At 56.6% G+C, this 19,579-nt stretch carries 15 protein-coding genes; 9 read left to right on the plus strand and 6 right to left on the minus strand.

What is annotated here, in order from left to right:
- Window positions 1-1,329 (minus strand): pitrilysin family protein (locus tag IBT46_RS07225; protein WP_200545074.1); only part of this gene is annotated, 1,329 nt, incomplete at its 3' end.
- A 149-nt stretch (window positions 1,330-1,478) separates the two neighbouring features.
- On the opposite strand from IBT46_RS07225, the gene IBT46_RS07230 reads away from it, so the two are divergent.
- Window positions 1,479-3,251 carry an ABC transporter ATP-binding protein/permease gene (locus tag IBT46_RS07230; RefSeq protein WP_200545075.1) on the plus strand — a complete coding sequence of 591 codons (1,773 nt, stop codon included), beginning with the start codon at window positions 1,479-1,481 and terminating at the stop codon, window positions 3,249-3,251.
- A 29-nt stretch (window positions 3,252-3,280) separates the two neighbouring features.
- The gene (locus IBT46_RS07235) at window positions 3,281-5,032 is read left to right on the plus strand and encodes an ABC transporter ATP-binding protein/permease (RefSeq protein WP_200545076.1); all 1,752 of its coding nucleotides are present in this window, start codon (window positions 3,281-3,283) and stop codon (window positions 5,030-5,032) included.
- 31 nt (window positions 5,033-5,063) lie between these two features.
- Here IBT46_RS07235 and IBT46_RS07240 read toward each other — a convergent pair whose 3' ends face one another.
- A complete protein-coding gene (locus tag IBT46_RS07240) occupies window positions 5,064-6,041 on the minus strand; it encodes a FecR family protein (RefSeq protein WP_200545077.1) in 978 nt (325 codons plus the stop codon).
- Between the two features lie 371 nt (window positions 6,042-6,412).
- Here IBT46_RS07240 and fhuD point away from each other — a divergent pair, with 371 nt between their 5' ends.
- From fhuD to IBT46_RS07270, 6 genes are all read left to right on the plus strand, one after another.
- Window positions 6,413-7,306 carry a Fe(3+)-hydroxamate ABC transporter substrate-binding protein FhuD gene (gene fhuD, locus IBT46_RS07245; protein ID WP_200545078.1) on the plus strand — a complete coding sequence of 298 codons (894 nt, stop codon included), beginning with the start codon at window positions 6,413-6,415 and terminating at the stop codon, window positions 7,304-7,306.
- A complete protein-coding gene (gene fhuB, locus IBT46_RS07250) occupies window positions 7,303-9,243 on the plus strand; it encodes a Fe(3+)-hydroxamate ABC transporter permease FhuB (protein WP_200545079.1) in 1,941 nt (646 codons plus the stop codon). The genes fhuD and fhuB overlap by 4 nt, the downstream gene beginning before the upstream one ends.
- Before the next feature lie 147 nt (window positions 9,244-9,390).
- The gene (locus IBT46_RS07255) at window positions 9,391-11,607 is read left to right on the plus strand and encodes a TonB-dependent siderophore receptor (RefSeq protein ID WP_200545080.1); all 2,217 of its coding nucleotides are present in this window, start codon (window positions 9,391-9,393) and stop codon (window positions 11,605-11,607) included.
- A gap of 256 nt (window positions 11,608-11,863) precedes the next feature.
- The gene (locus tag IBT46_RS07260; protein ID WP_200545081.1) at window positions 11,864-13,843 is read left to right on the plus strand and encodes an AAA family ATPase; all 1,980 of its coding nucleotides are present in this window, start codon (window positions 11,864-11,866) and stop codon (window positions 13,841-13,843) included.
- A complete protein-coding gene (locus tag IBT46_RS07265; RefSeq protein WP_200545082.1) occupies window positions 13,843-15,171 on the plus strand; it encodes an McrC family protein in 1,329 nt (442 codons plus the stop codon). The genes IBT46_RS07260 and IBT46_RS07265 overlap by 1 nt, the downstream gene beginning before the upstream one ends.
- Before the next feature lie 49 nt (window positions 15,172-15,220).
- Window positions 15,221-15,865, plus strand: a complete 645-nt coding sequence (locus IBT46_RS07270; RefSeq protein WP_200545083.1) for a hypothetical protein — start codon at window positions 15,221-15,223, stop codon at window positions 15,863-15,865.
- 25 nt (window positions 15,866-15,890) lie between these two features.
- On the opposite strand, the gene IBT46_RS07275 is transcribed toward IBT46_RS07270, so the two are convergent.
- Entirely contained in the window at window positions 15,891-16,739 is an 849-nt protein-coding gene (locus IBT46_RS07275) for a hypothetical protein (protein ID WP_200545084.1), read from the minus strand.
- A gap of 173 nt (window positions 16,740-16,912) precedes the next feature.
- Here IBT46_RS07275 and IBT46_RS07280 point away from each other — a divergent pair, with 173 nt between their 5' ends.
- The gene (locus IBT46_RS07280) at window positions 16,913-17,929 is read left to right on the plus strand and encodes a linear amide C-N hydrolase (protein ID WP_234480028.1); all 1,017 of its coding nucleotides are present in this window, start codon (window positions 16,913-16,915) and stop codon (window positions 17,927-17,929) included.
- A 5-nt stretch (window positions 17,930-17,934) separates the two neighbouring features.
- Here the strand turns inward: IBT46_RS07280 and IBT46_RS07285 are convergent, their stop codons facing one another.
- From IBT46_RS07285 to IBT46_RS07295, 3 genes are all read right to left on the minus strand, one after another.
- Complete coding sequence (locus IBT46_RS07285) at window positions 17,935-18,144, minus strand: hypothetical protein (protein ID WP_200545086.1); 210 nt, start codon at window positions 18,142-18,144, stop codon at window positions 17,935-17,937.
- Between the two features lie 238 nt (window positions 18,145-18,382).
- On the minus strand, window positions 18,383-18,970 hold the full coding sequence (locus IBT46_RS07290; RefSeq protein ID WP_200545087.1) for a hypothetical protein: 588 nt from the start codon (window positions 18,968-18,970) through the stop codon (window positions 18,383-18,385).
- A 27-nt stretch (window positions 18,971-18,997) separates the two neighbouring features.
- Entirely contained in the window at window positions 18,998-19,507 is a 510-nt protein-coding gene (locus IBT46_RS07295) for a hypothetical protein (RefSeq protein WP_200545088.1), read from the minus strand.
- Window positions 19,508-19,579: the final 72 nt, after the last annotated feature.

The following is a 19,579-nucleotide window of genomic DNA, read 5'->3' on the forward strand; positions in this document are numbered from 1 at the left end:
GGTCAGGGCGGGGGCGGGATCGCGGCGGGCGGCCACGGCGGTAATCGGATCGACGGTGACCACCAGCTTCCCCTGATGCAGCCAGCGCTGCGCCGCCGCCACCACGGTTTCGGCAGGCATTGTCAGTGCCTGAACCACGCGCTGGCGCAGGCCTTCGGCGCGCTGCGGCGAGTGTTCGTGGCGGCCCAGCGCGGCGGCCAGCGTCAGGGGATCGGCCCACTCCGATCGCGAATTTTCCAGCAGCAGCTGCTGGCTGTGCTGGAGCAGGTCAGGGTTCAGCGGGGTGGTGCGCATCTCATCCAGCGCCGCGAGGGCGTGGCGCTCCACCTCGTCCGCGCTGACGCCCGGCTGCAGTTCGATGCGCAGATTGAAATAGCTTGCCAGCATGCCGGATTCCACAAAGGCCGAAATCTCGGTGGCAAGCTGATTATCCACCATCAGCCGCACCACCAGCGGCGACCAGGCGGTATCGGCCAGCACCCCGGCAAACAGCTCCAGCGCGGTGGCATCCTCTTCCCCGAACGGTGGCATCGTCCAGCAGATGCGCAGCAGCCGGTTGTCGATGTGGTCCTCCAGCCGCAGGCGCTTTTCCTGCGCCAGCGCAGGCAGCCAGCGCTGCACGGTTTCCCGCGCTGCGCCCGGTGCGATATCGCCAAACCAGCGCTGCACTTTTTCCCGCGCGGCGTCAGTGGTGACCGCCCCCGCGAGGGTAATCACCGCATTGTCAGGCCGGTAAAAACGCTGGCTCCACGCCTGCACATCGGCAAAGCTGACCTGCTGTAAATCGGCACGCTCACCGGCCACTTTATGGGCATACGGATGCTCTGCCGGGAACAGATGGCGCAGGATCGCTCCCTGCACCGCGCCCAGCGGTTGAAGTTCGTTCTCTTCCATTTCGCGGGTCACCACATCGCGCTGCACCTCCAGCGCCTGCGGCGACAGCCCGCCCGCCAGCCAGCCCATCCGGTCCGCTTCGGCAAACAGCGTGTAGTCCAGCGATCCCGGCGGTACCGACTGGAAAAACTGGGTGATATCGGCGCTGGTCACGCCGTTCAGCCCTTCGGCTCCGGCACGCTCCAGGTGGCTGATATAGCTGCCCGGCAGGGTGGCACTGCCGGAAAACATCAGGTGCTCCATCAGATGCGCCAGGCCAAAGCGACCGGCGGGCTCATCCTTCGCGCCAACGCCGTAGGCCACGTGGACCGCCACCGTCGGTGAATCTGCGCTTTCATGCACCAGCAGGGTCAGGCCGTTATCAAGGATAACGCGCTGGAAAGGGATCTCGGGCAGCGCGGCCGCGAGATTTGGGGCGGTGGTGACGTCGTTCATGCAGGCTCCAGAAACAGGGGATATATCGGGAAAGTTCGGTGCAGACAGAACGAGTCAGGCCGCGTTTTTCCACAATTTTCCCTTACGTTTGTGGATTAATCGCGGCTTGATCGTTCTCTGGATATCTGGAAACCCTGTGGATATTTGCCATGTCAGTTGATGAACAACCTGCTGCCACCCGCAGCTATAAACTGAACGCGCTGTTTTTTCGTCGGCTCTGGACGCTGAGCGCCCCCTACTGGTGCCGCCGCGAAGCCTGGAAGGCGTGGGCGATTATGGCGATGCTGCTTTCCTCCGCCGCCGCCTTCAGCCTGGTCGGCGGCTATATCTCCAATCTGGTGGCGGACTCCACCAATGCGCTGGTGGCCAAACAGAGCATCTACTGGCGCATTATGATCTGGATGACCTTCGTGGGCCTGATGCAGACCCTGGCGCTGCAGGTCACCAGCTGGTTCAGTGCCTGGCTGCTGCTGGACTGGCGCAAATGGATGACCCACCACCTGCTCAATGCCTATATGCACAACCGCACCTACTACGAAATTGAGAAAGACGGCTTTATCGATAACCCGGACCAGCGGTTACAGGAGGAAGTGCCGTCGGTGTGCCAGACGGTAATCGGTGTCCCGCAGTTTATTCTCAGCTCGCTGATGACCATTGCGGTGCAGGCCAGCATTATTGTGCAGGTTTCGCCGGGCATGTTCTGGGCGGTGGTGATCTATGCCGGAGTGAACACGCTGGTCTCCATGTGGCTCTATAACCCGACGATCCGGCAGAGCTGGGATTTGACCGTGGCCCAGGCGCGTATGCGTACCGGGCTGATGCACCTGCGTGATAACGCGGAAACCATCGCCTTCTATCGCGGTGAAAACAGCGAAAGGAAGGGGCTGCACCAGCGGCTGCGAGATGTGGCAAAGGTCAAAATGACGATGATTTTTTACGGCATCCGCATGAGCGTGGTGAATCAGGTGATGGGGCTGATTTTCAGTCTGCTGCCGATCTTTTTTGTCGTACCGCTCTACTTCAGCGGCAAGGTGGCCTACGGCTCGATCGATCAGGTTGGGGCGGCGGCGGCGATGGTGCTCTCCGGCCTGTCGGTGATCTCTAACTTTATTCCCACCATGACCAGCACCATGCCGAGCGTGGTGCGGCTATCCGAGATCCAGGAAAAATTTAACCAGCTGAACGATCCCCGGCGGGCGCAGGAGGCAGCACGCATCCGCCATCGCGAAGGGGAGATCGTGGTACTGGAAAACGTGGATGTCGCTACGCCCGGCGGCGAGCAGCAGCTGGTGCGCAACCTTTCCCTGCGGGTGGCAGAAGGCCAGCATACGCTGATCGCCGGCCAGACCGGGGTGGGTAAAAGCTCGCTGCTGCGGGCGATTGCCGGGCTGTGGCGGCGCGGCGAAGGCGAGATACAGCTGCCGCCGTATCAGCAGCTGATGTTTATTCCGCAGAAGCCCTACATGATCCTCACCGATTTACGCTCCCAACTGCTGTACCCGGAACCGGCGGAAAGCGCGGAGGATGTGCGGATACAGCAGGCGTTTGTTCGCCTCGGCAGGCCGGATTTCCTGGCAAAGCAGGGTGGGCTGGACTGCATTAAAGACTGGCGCAAGGTGCTTTCGTTGGGCGAGCAACAGCTGGTGGCGTTTGCCCGCATTTTGCTGCGCCAGCCGCGCTATGTGTTTCTGGATGAGGCCACCAGCGCGATGGATGTGGAAACCGAACGCCAGGCCTATCGCGCGCTCGGCGAAGCGAATATCACCTGCATCAGCGTCGGGCATCGTGAAACGCTGATGCAGTTCCATCCGCAGAAGCTGCACCTGCTGGCTCACGGCGAGTGGCGGCTGACGCAGCATCGCGAAGAGGCCCCGCAGGGCGCAGATGTCGATTCTTATCACTTTCAGGCCCGGGCGGTCTGATCTTCTTACTTTTCGCAGGGTAAAAACTGATGGCTGTAATGTTATCGGAACTGAAAAACGATCAAAACCGGCACCGGTTAAATCGCCTGTTCTTTCGACGCGTGTGGCAGCTGGCCGCACCCTACTGGACCCGCAAAGGAGCGTGGAAATCCTGGCTGACGGTGGGCATTCTCTGCCTGATGATGGGCGGCTTCAGCCTGGCGGGGGCGAAATTCACCCAGCTGACCGCCGATGTTACCAACGCGCTGGTGGATAAACGCACCGATCTCTACTGGGAGCTGTTTACCTGGCTGACGGTGCTCGGCTTGCTGCGCTTTGGTGCGGATCTGGTGCAGCAACTGATTGATTCGATGCTGGCGATGCACTGGTGGCGCTGGCTGACCGAATACATTATGGATAACTACCTTTACCGCCACGCCTATTACCACATTTTGCAGGATGAGAAGATCGACAACCCCGATCAGCGCATTCAGCAGGAGGTGGAGCCGTTCTGCGGCACGGTGGGCGCGTTCCCTCGCCAGTTCCTCGGCTCGCTGATGGACATGGGCGTGCAGACCACCATTATGATGAGCATCTCCACCCCGATGTTCTTCGCTGTGATCGGCTTTGCGCTGTTCCAGGCGGTGGCGATGTATTACATCAACCGGCCCACCATCAAACAGAACTTCGATATCACCGTGGCCGAAGCGGATTTGCGCTACGGGCTGACCCACGTGCGCAACAACGCTGAGAACATTGCGTTCTATCGCGGCGAAGCGGTTGAAGTGGGGCATATTGGCACCCGGCTGCTGAACGCCACCCGCAAGCAGATGCGGGCAAACGTCTACGGTATTTATATGCAGCTGATGAACGAAGGCGTTGGTCAGGTGTGGAACTATCTGCCGCTGATTATCCTTGTGCCGGTCTATTTCCGTGGCGATATCAGCTACGGTAGCATCGCACAGGCGACCGCCTCCGCCACCCTGCTGCTCAACAGCCTGTCGGTGTTAACCACCTACATCCCAATGCTCAGCCAGACCGTGCCGAACGTAGTGCGGCTGGCGGAGATCCACGAAACCTTCCTTAAGCTGCAGGAAAATCAGATCGACGAAAAAAATCATCTGGTGATGAAGCCTGGTAAAACCATCCAGTTGAACAACGTCAGCCTGAAAACGCCCGGCGGCGAGCAGTCGCTGGTGCAAAACCTTAATCTTGAGCTGCCGGAAGACAGCCGGCTGATTATCGTTGGCCGCACCGGAGTGGGGAAAAGCTCGCTGCTGCGCGCCATCGGCGGACTGTGGCAGACCGGGCTGGGCAGCGTCACGCTCCCGCTGGAGGAAGGAGCCTGCCTGTTCCTGCCACAGCGGCCCTATACTTTTGAGGGCGATCTGCGCAGCCAGATCTGCTATCCCGCAGCGCAGTCGCCGGTCAGTGACGACGAGCTGGCGGCGTTACTGGATAAGGTGTGCCTTGGCGATCTGCTGGCGCGCCACGGGCCGCTGGATCGGGTGGCCGACTGGTCGCGCGTGCTGTCGCTGGGCGAGCAGCAGCGCATTGCCTTCGCCCGCATGTTGCTGATTAAGCCGCGCTATCTGTTCCTGGACGAGGCGACCAGCGCCGTCGATTTACAGACCGAGGCGGCGCTGTATCAGCTGCTGGAGGACGTGGGAACGGCGTGGATCAGCGTCGGGCACCGGCCAAGCGTGATGCGCTTCCACCGCCAGGCGCTACGGCTGCATGAGGGAGGAAGCTGGGAGCTGTTGACCATGGAGCAGCTGAACGAACTGGCGGATAGCGACTGAGGTCAGCGCGCCAGGGCAACGCTCCTGGCGCTTATTTACGCTCGCGCAGCCAGACCACCGGACCGACCCGGCTGATGTTCACCGGCAGCGACTGCTGCAGGCCGTCGTACCAGTCGTCGAGATGGTTGATGTCGATAATGGCGTTCAGCTTAACCGCCGCCAGACGCTCGCTGTTAAACACGATCACCCGCTTATCGTAGCGCTTCAGCGTGGCGAGAATGGTCCCCAGCGGCTGCTCCTCAAATACCAGCTGCCCCTGATGCCAGGAGAGCACCTGGCCGGCATTGACCGTGGTGATTTTCGCGCTGTTCTGCCCGCCATGCAGCTCCGCTTGCTGGTTCGCGTTCAGCTGCATATCGGGATGATCCCTGCGGCTCAGTTCGACCCTGCCGCGCTCCACGGTGACCACCATGCCGTCGCCGTCGCGCTGCACACCAAAGGCGGTGCCCAGCACTTTCACTTCGCCAACGCCTGCATCAACGATAAACGGCTGTACCGGGTTATGCACCACGTCGAAGAAGGCTTCACCGCGCGCCAGCCGCACGAAGCGCTGCCCGGAATTCACCCGCACATCCGCCGCGCTGTCGGCATCCAGCCACATGCGGCTGCCGTCATCCAGCGCCAGCATGCGCTGCTCCCCGCTGGAGGTATAGTGGTCGTACTGCCAGCGCGATAGCCAGTTTTGGGTAATGATTGCCGAGAACAGCAGCAGGCCTGCGGTGGGCAGCATAATCTGCCAGCGCCACAAGCGGCGGCGCGCCTGCTCGTGCGGGGAGATACCGCTCAGGGCATCCGGCTGATAGTAGTTTTCCAGCGACATCCCCATGCTGACCCACAGACCACGCGCATCGGCCAGCGCGGCTTCATGGCGGCTGTCGGCGCTGCGCCAGCGCTCAAAAGCCGCCAGCTCATCGCTGGTGATATCACCCGAGGTCAATCGCACCAGCCAGGTTACGGCCTGCGTATTGATTTCCGTCGTGTGCTCTGTGTTGTCCCCGGTCACTGGCATCGATCAGCGCCAGTCCGCGTTAGGTTGGGTGGACATCCGGTAACTCCCTTTGGCAGACAGGTAAAATGTATGATTACAGTATGTTATGCGAAATCCGGCATCCTGCCGGTAAACCACCATCGTAGCATGATTCGCCGCATTGCAAGGCGGGAAAACCGGGAGCGGCCGCGGCCCCGGTTCTCCGCGAACGGCATGATTCAATGAAGAAACGAACGACGGAAGGATTTTCATCAATCAATATGAAAAATATTTCATCAAAGGCGCGATGGTCGGCATCGGCGATCGTTTATCGGATCAAAGCCCAGCTTTTTTGGCGCTGAACGACGGCTCAGGCATAATGCGACTCATTCGTAAATTGATGCCTTAACGTTATGACCTTAACCTCTGAACAGCATACCCGCCGTCGCCTGCTGATGCTGCTGGCGTGTTCGCCGCTTTTTGCCACGCCCGGACTCCTGGCTGCGCCTGCCGATCCCCACCGGGTTATTGCCCTGGAATGGCGGCCGGTGGAGCTGCTGCTGGCGCTGGGGATTATGCCGCTGGCGGTTGCCGATCTGCCTAACTATCGCCGCTGGGTGGTGGAGCCTGAACTCGCCCCGGATGTCATTGACGTCGGGCTGCGCAATGAGCCCAATCTTGAGCTGCTGCAGCGCCTGAAGCCGTCGCTGATGCTGCTATCACGCGGTTTTGGCCCAAATGCCAAACGCATCAGCACGCTTTCCCCGCAGTGGACCAGCCAGTTCAGCACCGCAGAGCGTGGGCCGCTGGCCACCACCGTCGCCGATATTCGTACGCTGGGCAACCTGCTGGGCAGAGACGCTGAGGCCGATCGCTATCTGGCCGTTATGGATCGGCGGCTGAATACCAGTGCCGAGCGGCTACAGGGCTACCGGCAGGAAAAGCTGCTGATGTTCAGCTTCCTCGACAGCCGCCGGGTGATGGTATTCGGCAAGGGCAGCCTGTTCGGCGATATTCTGAGCCGGCTGGGGCTGAACAGCGCATGGCAGGGCGAAACCAACCAGTGGGGCAGTACCATCGTCGGGATTGAACGCCTGGCGAAGATGGAGGGTGTGCGGGCGCTCTGCTTCCTGCACGGCGATGACGATCCGATGCGCGAGATCGCCCATGCCAGGCTGTGGCGGAGCATTCCGTTTGTGCGTGAAGAGAAACTGCATCTGCTGCCGGCGGTGTGGTTCTTCGGCGCTAACTATTCCGCGCTGCGTTTCTGTCAGCTGCTGGAACAGACGCTGGAGGCCAGGGTATGAGCCGCGGGTTATGGCTGGTTTTACCGGTATTAGCGCTGGCGCTGATGGCAGGAAATTTTATGCATCAGCTGGATTTTCAGCTGTGGTGGCAGGCGATTACTGCACCCGATGAGAGCGACGTCAGCCAGATGCTGTTTCACTTCAGCCTGCTGCCCCGCACGGCACTGGCACTGTTGGTCGGCGGCGGGCTGGGCGTGGCGGGTATCCTGTTTCAGCAAATCCTGCGTAACCCGCTGGCCGAACCGTCAACGCTCGGCGTGGCCGCCGGTGCCCAGCTCGGCCTGACGCTGGCGATCCTGTTTGCACCCGCATGGGGAGAGACGGGCCAGCAGCTGGCGGCGCTGGCCGGGGGCTTGACCGCCGGGGCGGTGGTGCTGGCTATCGCCTGGGGGCGGCAGCTCTCGCCGGTCACGCTGATCCTTGCCGGTCTGGTGTTCGGTCTTTACAGCGGGGCGATAAAAAGCCTGCTGGCGCTGTTTAACCACGAACGGCTGCAAAACCTGTTTATCTGGAGTAGCGGCATGCTGAACCAGTATGACTGGAGCGCGGTGCAGTTTCTCTGGCCGCGTATGCTGGCGGCCATGGTGTTGATTGTACTGATGATCCGCCCGCTGACGCTGCTGGGGCTGGACGACAGCGTGGTGCGCAACCTGGGCATGCGGCTGGCGCTGGTGCGCATCAGCGGGCTGCTGCTGGCCGTGGCGCTGAGTGCGCTGACCGTTGCCAGCGTGGGGGTGATTGGCTTTATCGGCCTGTTCGCGCCGGTGCTGACCCGGCTGCTGGGTGTGCGGCGGCTCGGCCCCCGGCTGTTCTGCTCCGCAGCACTGGGGGCGGGCCTGCTGCTGATGAGCGATCAGGCGGTGATGCTGCTGGCCCACTACTGGCGCGAACTGCCCACGGGCGCGGTGACCGCGCTGATCGGTGCGCCGCTGATGCTGTGGATGCTGCCGCGATTGCGTCATACCAAGGTGGCGAACGCCGCTGCCCCGGCCACCGAACGTGCACGCGGAGCCTCGCGTTATCTCCCGCTGCTGGTGGCGGGCGGACTGCTGCAGCTGATCGCCGCCGCGCTGTTCAGCGGTGACGGTGGGCAGTGGCTCATTTCCGACCTCTCATTACTCCAGTGGCGCTGGCCGCGCGTGCTGGCTGCTGCGGCGGCGGGGGCGATGCTGGCGGCGTCCGGCATGTTGATTCAGCGGATGACCGGTAACCCGATGGCCAGCCCGGAAGTGCTGGGGGTCAGCTCCGGCGCGGCCTGTGCCATTGTGCTGCTGATGTTCCTCGTCTCCGGTGATGTGGATAGCTGGCTGCTGCCGGCCGGGACGGCGGGGGCGATGCTGACGCTGGGAGTCATGGTGATGCTGTCCCGCCGGGAAGGGTTTTCCGCCACCCGGCTGCTGCTGGTGGGGATCGCGCTGAGTACCGTTTACGGCACGTTGCTGACCCTGTTCCTCGCCAGCGGCGATCCGCGTAGCGGCGTGGTATTGAGCTGGCTGGCGGGGTCGACCTATCGGGTGACCGGCGAGCAGGCGCTGGGCGTATCCCTGCTGGCCGTGCTGCTGCTGGCGCTGATCCCGCTGCTGCGCCGCTGGCTGACGGTGCTGCCGCTGGGCGGCGTCACGGCATCCAGCGTGGGCGTGCCGATGCTCAAGTCCCGGCTGTTGATCCTGCTGCTGTCGGCCGGACTGATCGCCGCCGCCACGCTGATGATTGGCCCGCTGAGTTTTGTTGGTTTAATGGCACCGCATCTGGCGCGCCTGCTGGGCTGGCACCGGCCGCTACCGCAGCTGGCCGCGGCGGCTACCATCGGCAGCGGTATGATGCTGCTGGCGGATCTGCTGGGCAGGGTGGTGATTTTTCCCTATCAAATCCCCGCCGGTTTGCTGGCAACCTTTATCGGTGCCCCCTGCTTTATCTGGTTGTTGCGCCAGCGATAATTCCTTCCTGCTGCAATCCCTCTCCTTAACCGGGGAGGGCAATCCTGTTTCGCAGCGCGAATTTTTAGCTTGATCTGGAAAGAATGAGTCGGATAATCGGAAGCTCAATAATAAGTATTATCATTCCATATACAGACAGGATAAGAGATGTCCGCTTCATATTCCCCCTCTGGCCGATTCCGCCTGAAACTGCTGGCGCTGGCCGTCGGCGCTGCAACGCTGCCGGCCATGGCGGCCACCGATACCCGTAAAAACACAACCTCCCCAGCCAGCAACGAGCAGACTCTGACAGTTACTGCTACCGCTGATTCTGAGTTTACGCCCGGCGGCGATAAGCTGGTTCCGGCCTACCTGGACGGGCAGGTGGCGAACGGTGGGCGTATGGGCATGCTGGGCGAGCAGGACGCGCGTAACGTGCCGTTTAATATCGTCAGCTACACCTCCAAACTGATTCAGGATCAGCAGGCCAAAACCATCAAGGACGTGGTGGCTAACGATGCCTCGATCCAGAACGTGCAGGGCTACGGCAACTTCGCGGAAACTTACCGCATTCGCGGCTTTGACCTTAACGGCGACGATATGACCTTCGGCGGCCTGTCCGGCGTGATGCCGCGCCAGGTGGTGTCGACCCAGATGGTGGAGCGCGTGGAGGTGTTCAAAGGGGCTAATGCACTGATGAACGGCAGCGCCGCCAGCGGCGTAGGCGGGATGATTAACCTTGAACCTAAACACGCGGATGATGTGCCGTTGACCCGCGTAGGCGTTGACTACACCGGCAAAAACCAGCTGGGTGCCAGCATTGATGCCGGTCGCCGCTTTGGCGACAACAATCAGTGGGGCGCGCGCGTTAACCTGCTGGATCGCGAAGGCGAAACCGCGGTGGATAATGAGAAACGCCGTACCACGCTGGCCTCCATCGGCCTGGACTATCGCGGCGATCGGCTACGCACCTCCCTCGATATGGGCTATCAGAAACAGGCCTTCCACGGCGGTCGGCTGGGCGTGAACGTCAGCGGCGTGGATTTTATTCCTGAAGTGCCGAAAGCCACCAGTAACTACAGCCAGGACTGGGTATACAGCAATCTGGAAAGCGAATTTGGCATGGCGCGCGCGGAGTATGACGTTGCCCAGAACTGGACGCTGTACGGCGCACTCGGCGGGCAGCATTCCCACGAATACGGTGCCTACGGCACGCCGAAACTAACGGATGCTAACGGCAATGCGGTGATTGGCCGTATGGATACCAATAAGTTTGTCGATGCCTTCAGCGGCCAGTTCGGCCTTCGCGGCCAGTTCGCCACCGGGGTGGTGAACCACAGCGTTAACCTCGGCTATTCGGCGATGAACCGTCGTGAGAAAACCGCCTACGGCATGGCGAAAGCGGCCGAAGCCGTTGCGACCAATATTTATGAGCCTTCCGCCATTAACCCGCCGGATATGACCTCCTTCGGTGGCGATCTCAACTCTCCGCGCCCAACCAGCCGTGTGCGCAGCCAGGGATTCCTGCTGTCGGATACGCTGGGAATGTTTGACGACAAGCTGCTGCTGACCCTGGGTGCCCGCCATCAGAAAGTGGTGGTGCGCAACTACTATTACGGCACGGCAATTGAGAAGGACAAAGAGCGCTTCACCAAAAATCGCTGGACGCCTGCCTACGGCATCGTGTTCAAACCGTGGGAGCAGGTTTCCCTCTATGCTAACCACATCGAGTCGCTTTCTCCGGGCGAAACGGCACCATCAACCGCCACGGCGAACCCGGGTACCGTTTCCGGCATCTCGCTGGCGAAGCAGAACGAAGTGGGCGTGAAGTTTGATTCCGGCCGGGTCGGCGGCTCGCTGGCGCTGTTTGAAATCAAAAAGCCAAAAGGGCTGACCAACCCTGAAACCAAATACTTCTCGCTGGACGGCGAGCAGCGTAACCGCGGCGTGGAGCTGAACGTCTTCGGCGAGCCGGTGTTTGGCCTGCGTCTGAACGGCAGCGCGACCTGGCTGGACCCAACGATGACGAAAACTCAGAATGGTACCAACGACGGTAAAAAAGCGGTGGGCGTGGCTGAATTTTACACCGTGCTGGGCGCGGAGTATGACATCAAGCCGATCGACGGCCTGACCGCCACCGCGCGCCTGACCCACTCCGGTTCGCAGTATGCCAACGCGGCGAACACCAAGAAGCTGGATGCGTACACCACGCTGGATCTCGGTGCACGTTACCGTATGAAGGTGCAGGACAACGATCTGGTCTGGCGCGTGGGCGTGGATAACGTCACCAATAAGCGCTACTGGTCCGGCGTGGAAAGCGGTGGCACCTATATTTACCAGGGCACGCCGCGACAGCTGAAAGTGTCGATGTCATACGACTTCTGATGACGTAAGTATTTAAAGTACTGCACGACTGCGGAAATGCCCGGCCTTAACAGGCTGGGCATTTTTTTTAAGTCATCAGATTTCATTATGTATATCGCTTGAAAGGCTATGATTATCTGGCGAGAGCGGCTCAACAGTGATTGAGTATTGAGATAAGGTGGGATTAACGAGCAAAGCCAACAGTCTTTGCCCGTGATAGATAGCATTTTACCTGTTGAACAGGGCTGAATTTATGTCCGACAAGGAGACGTTATAGGTGCTGAATTCATTAGAAATTTATTATGCATTGAATGAGTCAGGAATCACGCTGGAGGCCGGGAACTATGAACCAACCTATGCCTCAGAGCATGCCCTGGGTAACGACAAGTATCTGTATGTTAAACGTAACGGGGAAAAAGCCGTTTTCAAAAGTCCGTTGGTCATTCACCCTGATAACCTCTCCCTGCGTGAGAAGATTGATAAAATTGACGGCCTTCGGTGTGCCTGGCAAAAAAATCACAGCAGCAGCTATCGCCGTTTCCCAAAGGATGGCGAACTATCAAAGTATGGCTACGATGCTGATGTGGAATCAGTATCCGCACTGCATGAGTTGGTAGCGTTACTCAACGATGCTTCCACTATTTCCGCTGCTTCCTCTCTTTCCCAGAAACCTAAAAATAAGGTGCCAGCTGCCATGTCTCCGTTAAATCAAATCCTTTTTGGTCCACCTGGAACAGGTAAAACCTATTCGACTACCGAGCTGGCGGTGAAGATAGCCGACGGTGAATGGTATAAGAATACGACTGACTTATATCGGGGGCAGGCGCTGCGAGAGGCGGTTAAGGCCCGTTACCAGGAGTTGATCGATAAACAGCGGATCATGTTCACGACCTTCCATCAAAGTTTCGCCTATGAAGACTTTATTGAAGGAATCAGGGCTACCACGGACGAAGGTACCGGAACCCTGCGTTATGAAGTGGTTGATGGCATTTTTAAACAGCTTTGCCTTAATGCAAGGGTGAAAGTTCACGCCAGTTCCGGCCAGGCTATTTCGCTTGAGGGGCGGCGGATCTGGAAAATGTCGTTAGGCAACACCATTGAAGATGGTAATGATATCTATCAGGAATGTGTTGATAATAACTATATTTTATTGGGCTGGGGCGAAGATATTAATTTCGAAGGTTGCCCGAATTATGATGCGGTTAAATCGTTAATTAATGCAAAAAAAGGGACGGCGGAGGTTTCCAGTAATTACATGGGAACCGCTGTCAATCTGTTTAAAAATGTGATGCGCAACGGCGACCTGGTCGTCATCTCCGATGGTAATCATAAGTTCAGAGCCATTGCTGAAATCACCGGGGATTACCAGTATCTGCACAATATTGAACGGGACGACTACCACCAATTGCGTTCGGTTAAGTGGCTACGGACCTACACGCCCAGCCTGCCAAAGGAGCAGCTTTTCCTGAAGTCATTATCCCAGATGACGTTATATGAGCTGCGGGATACTTCCGTTGATCGCGAAAAACTGGCACAGCTGCTGGCTCCGGTCGATGCCTCAGAAAATCCGGCCCTTCCTCACGTATTGATTATTGATGAGATCAACCGTGGCAATATTGCGCGTATTTTTGGTGAGCTGATCACCCTGCTGGAAGCCGACAAAAGGCAGGGTGCGGAAGATGCTCGTTCGCTGATGCTGCCTTATTCAAAATCTCCTTTCTCAGTGCCGGACAATGTCTACGTCATTGGTACGATGAACACGGCCGATAAATCATTGATTCAGATGGATCTTGCGCTGCGCCGCCGCTTCAGCTTTGTTGAACTGCTCCCCAGGCCGGAGGTATTAGCAGGGGTCTCGGTATTTGGTGTAGAAGTATCGGCGATATTACGCCGTATAAATCAGCGTATTGAGGTACTACTGGATAGCGAACATATGATTGGCCATGCCTATTTTATGCCGCTGATTAAAATTGAAGATGAAAACACGCGTCAACAGGTTCTGGCGCTCATCTTCCTGGAGAAGATCCTGCCGCTGTTAAGAGAGTATTTTTTTGATGATTATGAGCGCATTGGCTGGGTGCTTAACGACCCTGCTAAATTGCCAGAAGATCGGTTTATCTGGCTGCATAAGGGTGAAGATGCAGCGGCTATAGTCGAACTATTCCCGGCAAACATTGCGACGAATCTTTCCGACCGGCGTTTCCGGATCAATCAGCATGCATTCTCATCTGACGCTGCCTATAAGGGTATCCTGTAATGATGGTTCGGGTGCGTGAATATGCCTTACTCACCTGCGACGCATCGGAGACGGAGAGCATGGACATGGGGATTATTTCCCCACAGACTTTTGACTGGCTGGTGGCGTTACAGCAAACGTGGGGGAAGAATGTTCAGCTGTTAAACCGGGAAGGGAAGCAGTTTATTCGTCTGGCCGGCTATGTCGGTTATTTGCAGTCACCTGCCGGTGAAGCGATTGAAATATTGCCTAAAACGCAGCATGAAATAACCAACGATCCCGAATCTCTGCGACAGATACTGCGGAGTATGCTGAAGGTTTCTAACGGAATTTCTCCCCGTGAGGCCAGCGCTGCGGCGCTGCAAAAAAGCCCCCAGCCTCTGCATGAGTGGATTTTTAGTGAGTTTTTACGCCATCTGGTTGAACTGGTAAAACGCGGTTTGCGCTTTGATTATCATCTCACCGATGATGATGACAGTGCTTTTATTCGCGGGCAGCTTGATATTAATCGCCAGATTCGTCAGCACCCTGGCAAGGGTACGCGTTTTCATGTTCGTTACGATGAATTCACCCCACAGCGCATTGAGAACCGCCTGTTACGCACCGCATTGGATAGCGTGCTGAGGGTGACTCGCGACAGCGAAAACTGGCGGATGGCGAATACCCTAAGCCATCAGTTATCTGACATTCATCCGATATCTTCACCCTTGGAGAAAATGAAAAGCTGGAATGAGGGGAAATATCTTTACGCCTATCGTTCAGTTAAGCCCTGGTGTCAGCTGATCCTTGAAAAGCTCAACCCCGACTTTCAGAAAGGGGCATCGCAGGGTATTTCACTACTGTTCAAGATGGAAAAACTGTTTGAAAATTGGGTGGCGCACGGGCTAAGCCAGGAGCTACGCAGTGGTTTTTATCTGGGCACTCAGTCCGCCAGGCATTGCCTGCTGACGCACACGCCTGCCGCAAACCAGGGAAAAAAAGAAAACTGGTTTATGCTTAAACCTGACTTCTTTATTGAAGGGCCACAGGAACGTTTTGTTCTGGATGCCAAATGGAAATTACTTGATGCCAGCCAGGCCAATGGAGAGGAAAAATACGGCATCAGTCAGGACGATTTGTATCAGATGTATGCTTATGGACAGAAGTACCTACAGGGAAAAGGCAATATGATGCTGATTTATCCCCATCACGCGCAATTTGACTCACCCTTACCCTTATTCAGATTTGATGAAAATCTCTGCTTGTGGTGTGTGCCGTTTGATGTAGCGCGCGGGGTATTAGTGAGGGGGGACTGGCAAGGTTCTTTTTCCTGCTTATCCAGCATGGCTGAGGGTGCGAATGCAGTGTGAATTTTTTCATGCATTGAAAATAAGTTGAGTAATCACGGAGAGTATTTACATGATTTACAGAGACTTTTACCAACATCTGCTGGAGCATTTTTCTCAGCCCGTTGAGCTTTTTACCGGTGTGCGAAAGCAGGGTTTTACGTTGTACTCCGAACAGGGGGTACTTTATATCAGGAACTCAAAAAACAACATCAGACGGCTGGGCAGGGAAGATGTCGATGCTTTTATTGCAAGATTTGAAGAAACGGGGAGCGTCTTGCCACGAGATTATCAGGATGTGACGTTTAACTCATCCTATCTGCTGGCAATAATGAAATACATTTCAAATGTTAATAATGAAAAAATGGGTATTTTCCGTTTCTACAGCCAGGAAAATGCCGATAGCGAACAGCAATATCATCTCTGGCTGAAAAATAACCCGGAAGGTTACGTTCTTAATATCCCGAAAAGAGGTGAAGGGAAGGGCAGTGCCAGCGTGGGGGATTTGACCTGCCTTCATGCATCCCGCTGTGATGCCATTAATAATCAACGCAGTTATTCTCAGCCACAGCCCTTTACCGGCGGTGATTACTTCAAGGTCTGTGGAAACAGCCTTGCGGCACTTGAAGATGAAGCACTTAGAATAACGCAGCTACAGAGCATCCGGCGCTGTAACCGCTGTTTAACTCAGGTAAAAGAAAGCCAGCGTACTGACTGAGTAGTGCTGATTTCATCAACGATTGTTAAAAACGCCACGTCACCCCAATAGCCGGGCCGCGCAGCAGGGTGTCATAGACGTGGCCATTGTGGTCATAATCCACTTTCAGCGCCTTATAGCCCACCGATGCCGAGATATTATCCGTAAAGGTGTAATTGATGCTGGCGAGCACCGACCAGGTGACGTCGGAGCCCATACCAAACCCGCCCACATCGGCCTCTGTCTGGAAGGAAAATTCGTTCGTCAGCGGCAGGAACACGCGTGCGCCGACCAGCGGATCGACCCAGCTGAAACTCTCGCCGTACGAGGCGGTTCGGCTGCCAATCAGCGAATGGCTGGCCGACACGGTGATATCGTTAGACACGTGCCATACGCGCATGCCGCCGAGCAGATCGAGAGTAAAATCAGGGGTTTCCATTACGCGATAACCGCCCAGCAGAGTGGCCATAAACTGTCGGCTATCCACTTTTGCTTCAACGTTAGACCCGGGCGGGATAGTCACGCCGAATCCCGGGATTTGGAATGCGGAGAGCGGGCCGCTGGCGTGGCTGTCGGTGGTATCGACATACATCAGATTTCCGGAGAAGACGAAGCGATCGTAGCGCGCCCAGATATCAAGGAATCCCCCAAAGTTCAGATCGTCCATCACCTCTGAAAAAGGTTTATCCACGTCCACCGTCGAACCGCGCTGAAACGGCGAGATACTGCCGCTCATGCTTGCCGCCCACAGAAACGGCGTGACCTGAAAGGCCCAGTCCGGTTTTTCTGCTGCGTTGATTGGCTGCTGGTTGGTCGTGGAGAGGGCTGTAGGTGCCGCACCGGCGGCCTGAAATCCGCAGAGTGGCAGTAAGGCAAAGACGGCAAATCGTTTCAAAGCATCGTCCCTTTTATAAAATTTATTAACGGTATTGGGTAAAATAATGCCAGTTACTGTTACATTACCATACCGTTTTCAGGAACCTCACACAGAAAAAAAAACAGGGAAACAGAACGATGATTTTGAAAAAGAACTCATTTTTTGCGAAGTGTAGCGCCGCGCTTTTAACGATGGGCATGCTGATGCCGACGGTGGAAGCATGCACGCGGCTTGTCTATCTGGGCGCAAACGACCAGGTGATCACCGCGCGTTCAATGGACTGGAAGGTGGATGTCGGCACCAACCTGTGGATTTTCCCGCGCGGTATGCAGCGCACCGGTGAAGCCGGGCCAAATTCCGTTAAGTGGACCTCGAAATACGGCAGCGTGATCGCCTCCGGCTACGATATCTCTACCACCGACGGTATGAACGAAGCCGGGCTGGTGGCGAATGTGCTGTGGCTGGTGGAGTCTTCTTACCCGAAATACGACAGCAAAAAACCGGGCCTGACGATCGCCGCCTGGGCGCAATACGCGCTGGATAATTTTGCCACCGTTCAGGAAGCGGTTGATGTGCTGAGTAAAGAACCGTTCAGCATCGTCACCGACAAAGTGCCGGGGGAAGATCGGCTGGCCACGCTGCACCTCTCGCTGTCTGACGCCACCGGTGACAGTGCGATTATCGAATATATTGATGGTAAACAGGTTATTCACCACAGCCGCAGCTATCAGGTGATGACCAACTCACCGATTTTTGAGAAGCAGCTGGCAATGGAAGAGTACTGGAAGCAGATCGGCGGCACGGTGATGCTGCCGGGCACCAATAGCGCGCCGGACCGCTTTGCCCGCGCCAGTTTCTACGTTAACGCGATCCCTAAATCTGAAAACGCGGTTGAAGCTATCGCCAGTACCTTTAGCGTGATCCGCAATGTGTCCGTGCCTTACGGTATCTCTACGCCCGGCCAGCCGAATATCTCCTCCACGCGCTGGCGGACTGTTTCCGATCAGAAGCGCGGGCTTTACTTCTTCGAGTCTGCGCTAACGCCGAACGTGTTCTGGACCGACCTGAAAAAGATCGATTTCTCGGAAAAAACCGGCAGGGTGATGAAGCTCGACCTGGGGCCAAACCAGACCAACATTTATTCGGGCATGGCTAACGACCATTATAAAGAGGCGAAGCCGTTTACCTTCCTCGGTTTGAAAATGTAGTTCAGTTAACAGCTGGCTTTATTGTTGCTGACGTAAGCATTCATAGTGATGCGGGGGAGATGTTTTCTGGAATAGTGTGCCAGCGCTGGCTGGCTGATGCCCCGGTTGGGCCGGTCCTCGCGCCGCTTCGCGGTGCCTCCACTCCGTTCGTCAGCCTGTCGGACCCGTTCAGACGGGCCATCCGTGGCCCGGCTGAACTTTTCATCCGCGTCCATGCGGATGAATCCTGGCTTCCTCTCTGCGTTCAGCGCTGCGGATGGCCCGCTCGGGGCATCAGTCAGCCTGCTTTGTGACTTCGGTATTGCCTGTCGCTCATTATTCAGAACAGGCGATTATGAGTCCCAACTTAATTCATTTAGAAACAATGAATTACTTTAATTTCAACAGCCTGAATCGTTTAATGCTGTTTAATAACGTTGCATAGTTCTGTGCTCTGCTGCCGTTTTGCTGCCATTACCGATTCGGCAGCGGCTCGTTGGCAAGCCAGCTGAGCCACTGATCCTTCGACAGTACCAGGGCGTAGGGACGGACTGATGTTCTGATATACGCCAGAATTTCAGCATCGGTCATTGTTGATGCCGTGGAAGGGTAGCCAATGCCGTCGTCGAACAGATAGAAGTAAAGCCAGTTGAGATGATGGCAGGTTTTACTCACCCATTTCGGGTTGGCTTCTACCCAGTAATCCACGAAAAAACGCAGGCGGCCTTCAGCATCCTGCACGGTTTCACAGCGAATCAGATGCTCAAGCTGAATTCTCAACCACACCAGCGTGCTGAGCTTCGTCCCCGGATAGACCAGACCCGCTTCAATCATATACCTACCGAGGTAGTCGCGGATTTCATCCTCATTCGGCGTGGCATCCAGGCCTAACGAAGCGAGGATCAGCAGCGGTTCGGAATGATTGCCGGCAATCACGGCTTCCTCGGCCCACTCCACGATAGTTCTCGCATAATTTTCATCGGCGAGATGAGGGGCGGTTTTCCTTAATTCCATCAGGCACAGCAGGTCGTTTAACCTGTCGATGGCGTGAATCGGTGGCATATCAGGCTCGCAGCTCAATAACGTTGGTCAGGGCGTCGTTAGTGCAAAGAGAATAACGGAACCGAGCGCATTGGTTTTTTTGGAAACGAATATGACTTTATTGAACTGATAGTTTCCTTCGGGATAGCATATTTTGATATTCCGCCCCAGATCGGGGTCGTCAACATTGGCTCCCGCACAGGATTTATGGCCGCGCGGAGAATAGGTGTAGCTGGCGGCATAGGCGGAGGTTTTACCAGGAAGATAGTAGGCCAGCGTCATTAAGGGAATAATGGCTACTACCATTAAAACAATAAACGTTCCCATGAAAAATTTAAGGTAATCAATACGCTTACCGGTTTTGATTATTCCGCGATGAAAGGCATAAAGAGAGAGGCAGATCGATAACCCCAGCGTTATCAGGATAAAGTTTTTTCTGGTGGCATCATTAAGAAAGGTTTCGGCATAAATACCACTGCGCCAGACGATAAAACCGAATATCACCAGCAGAACCGCGATGCTGATCGTGAACAGGTAAAGATAGGAATAGTTTTTCATTGTCCCCGTTACGGCTTTTTCAGATCCCTCGATATCCGAATCATAGCATCACGCCGCTGAGCTGCACTCGCC

It is taken from the genome of Erwinia sp. S38 (assembly GCF_016624545.1).
GTDB classification, from domain to species: Bacteria; Pseudomonadota; Gammaproteobacteria; order Enterobacterales; family Enterobacteriaceae; genus Erwinia; species Erwinia coffeiphila.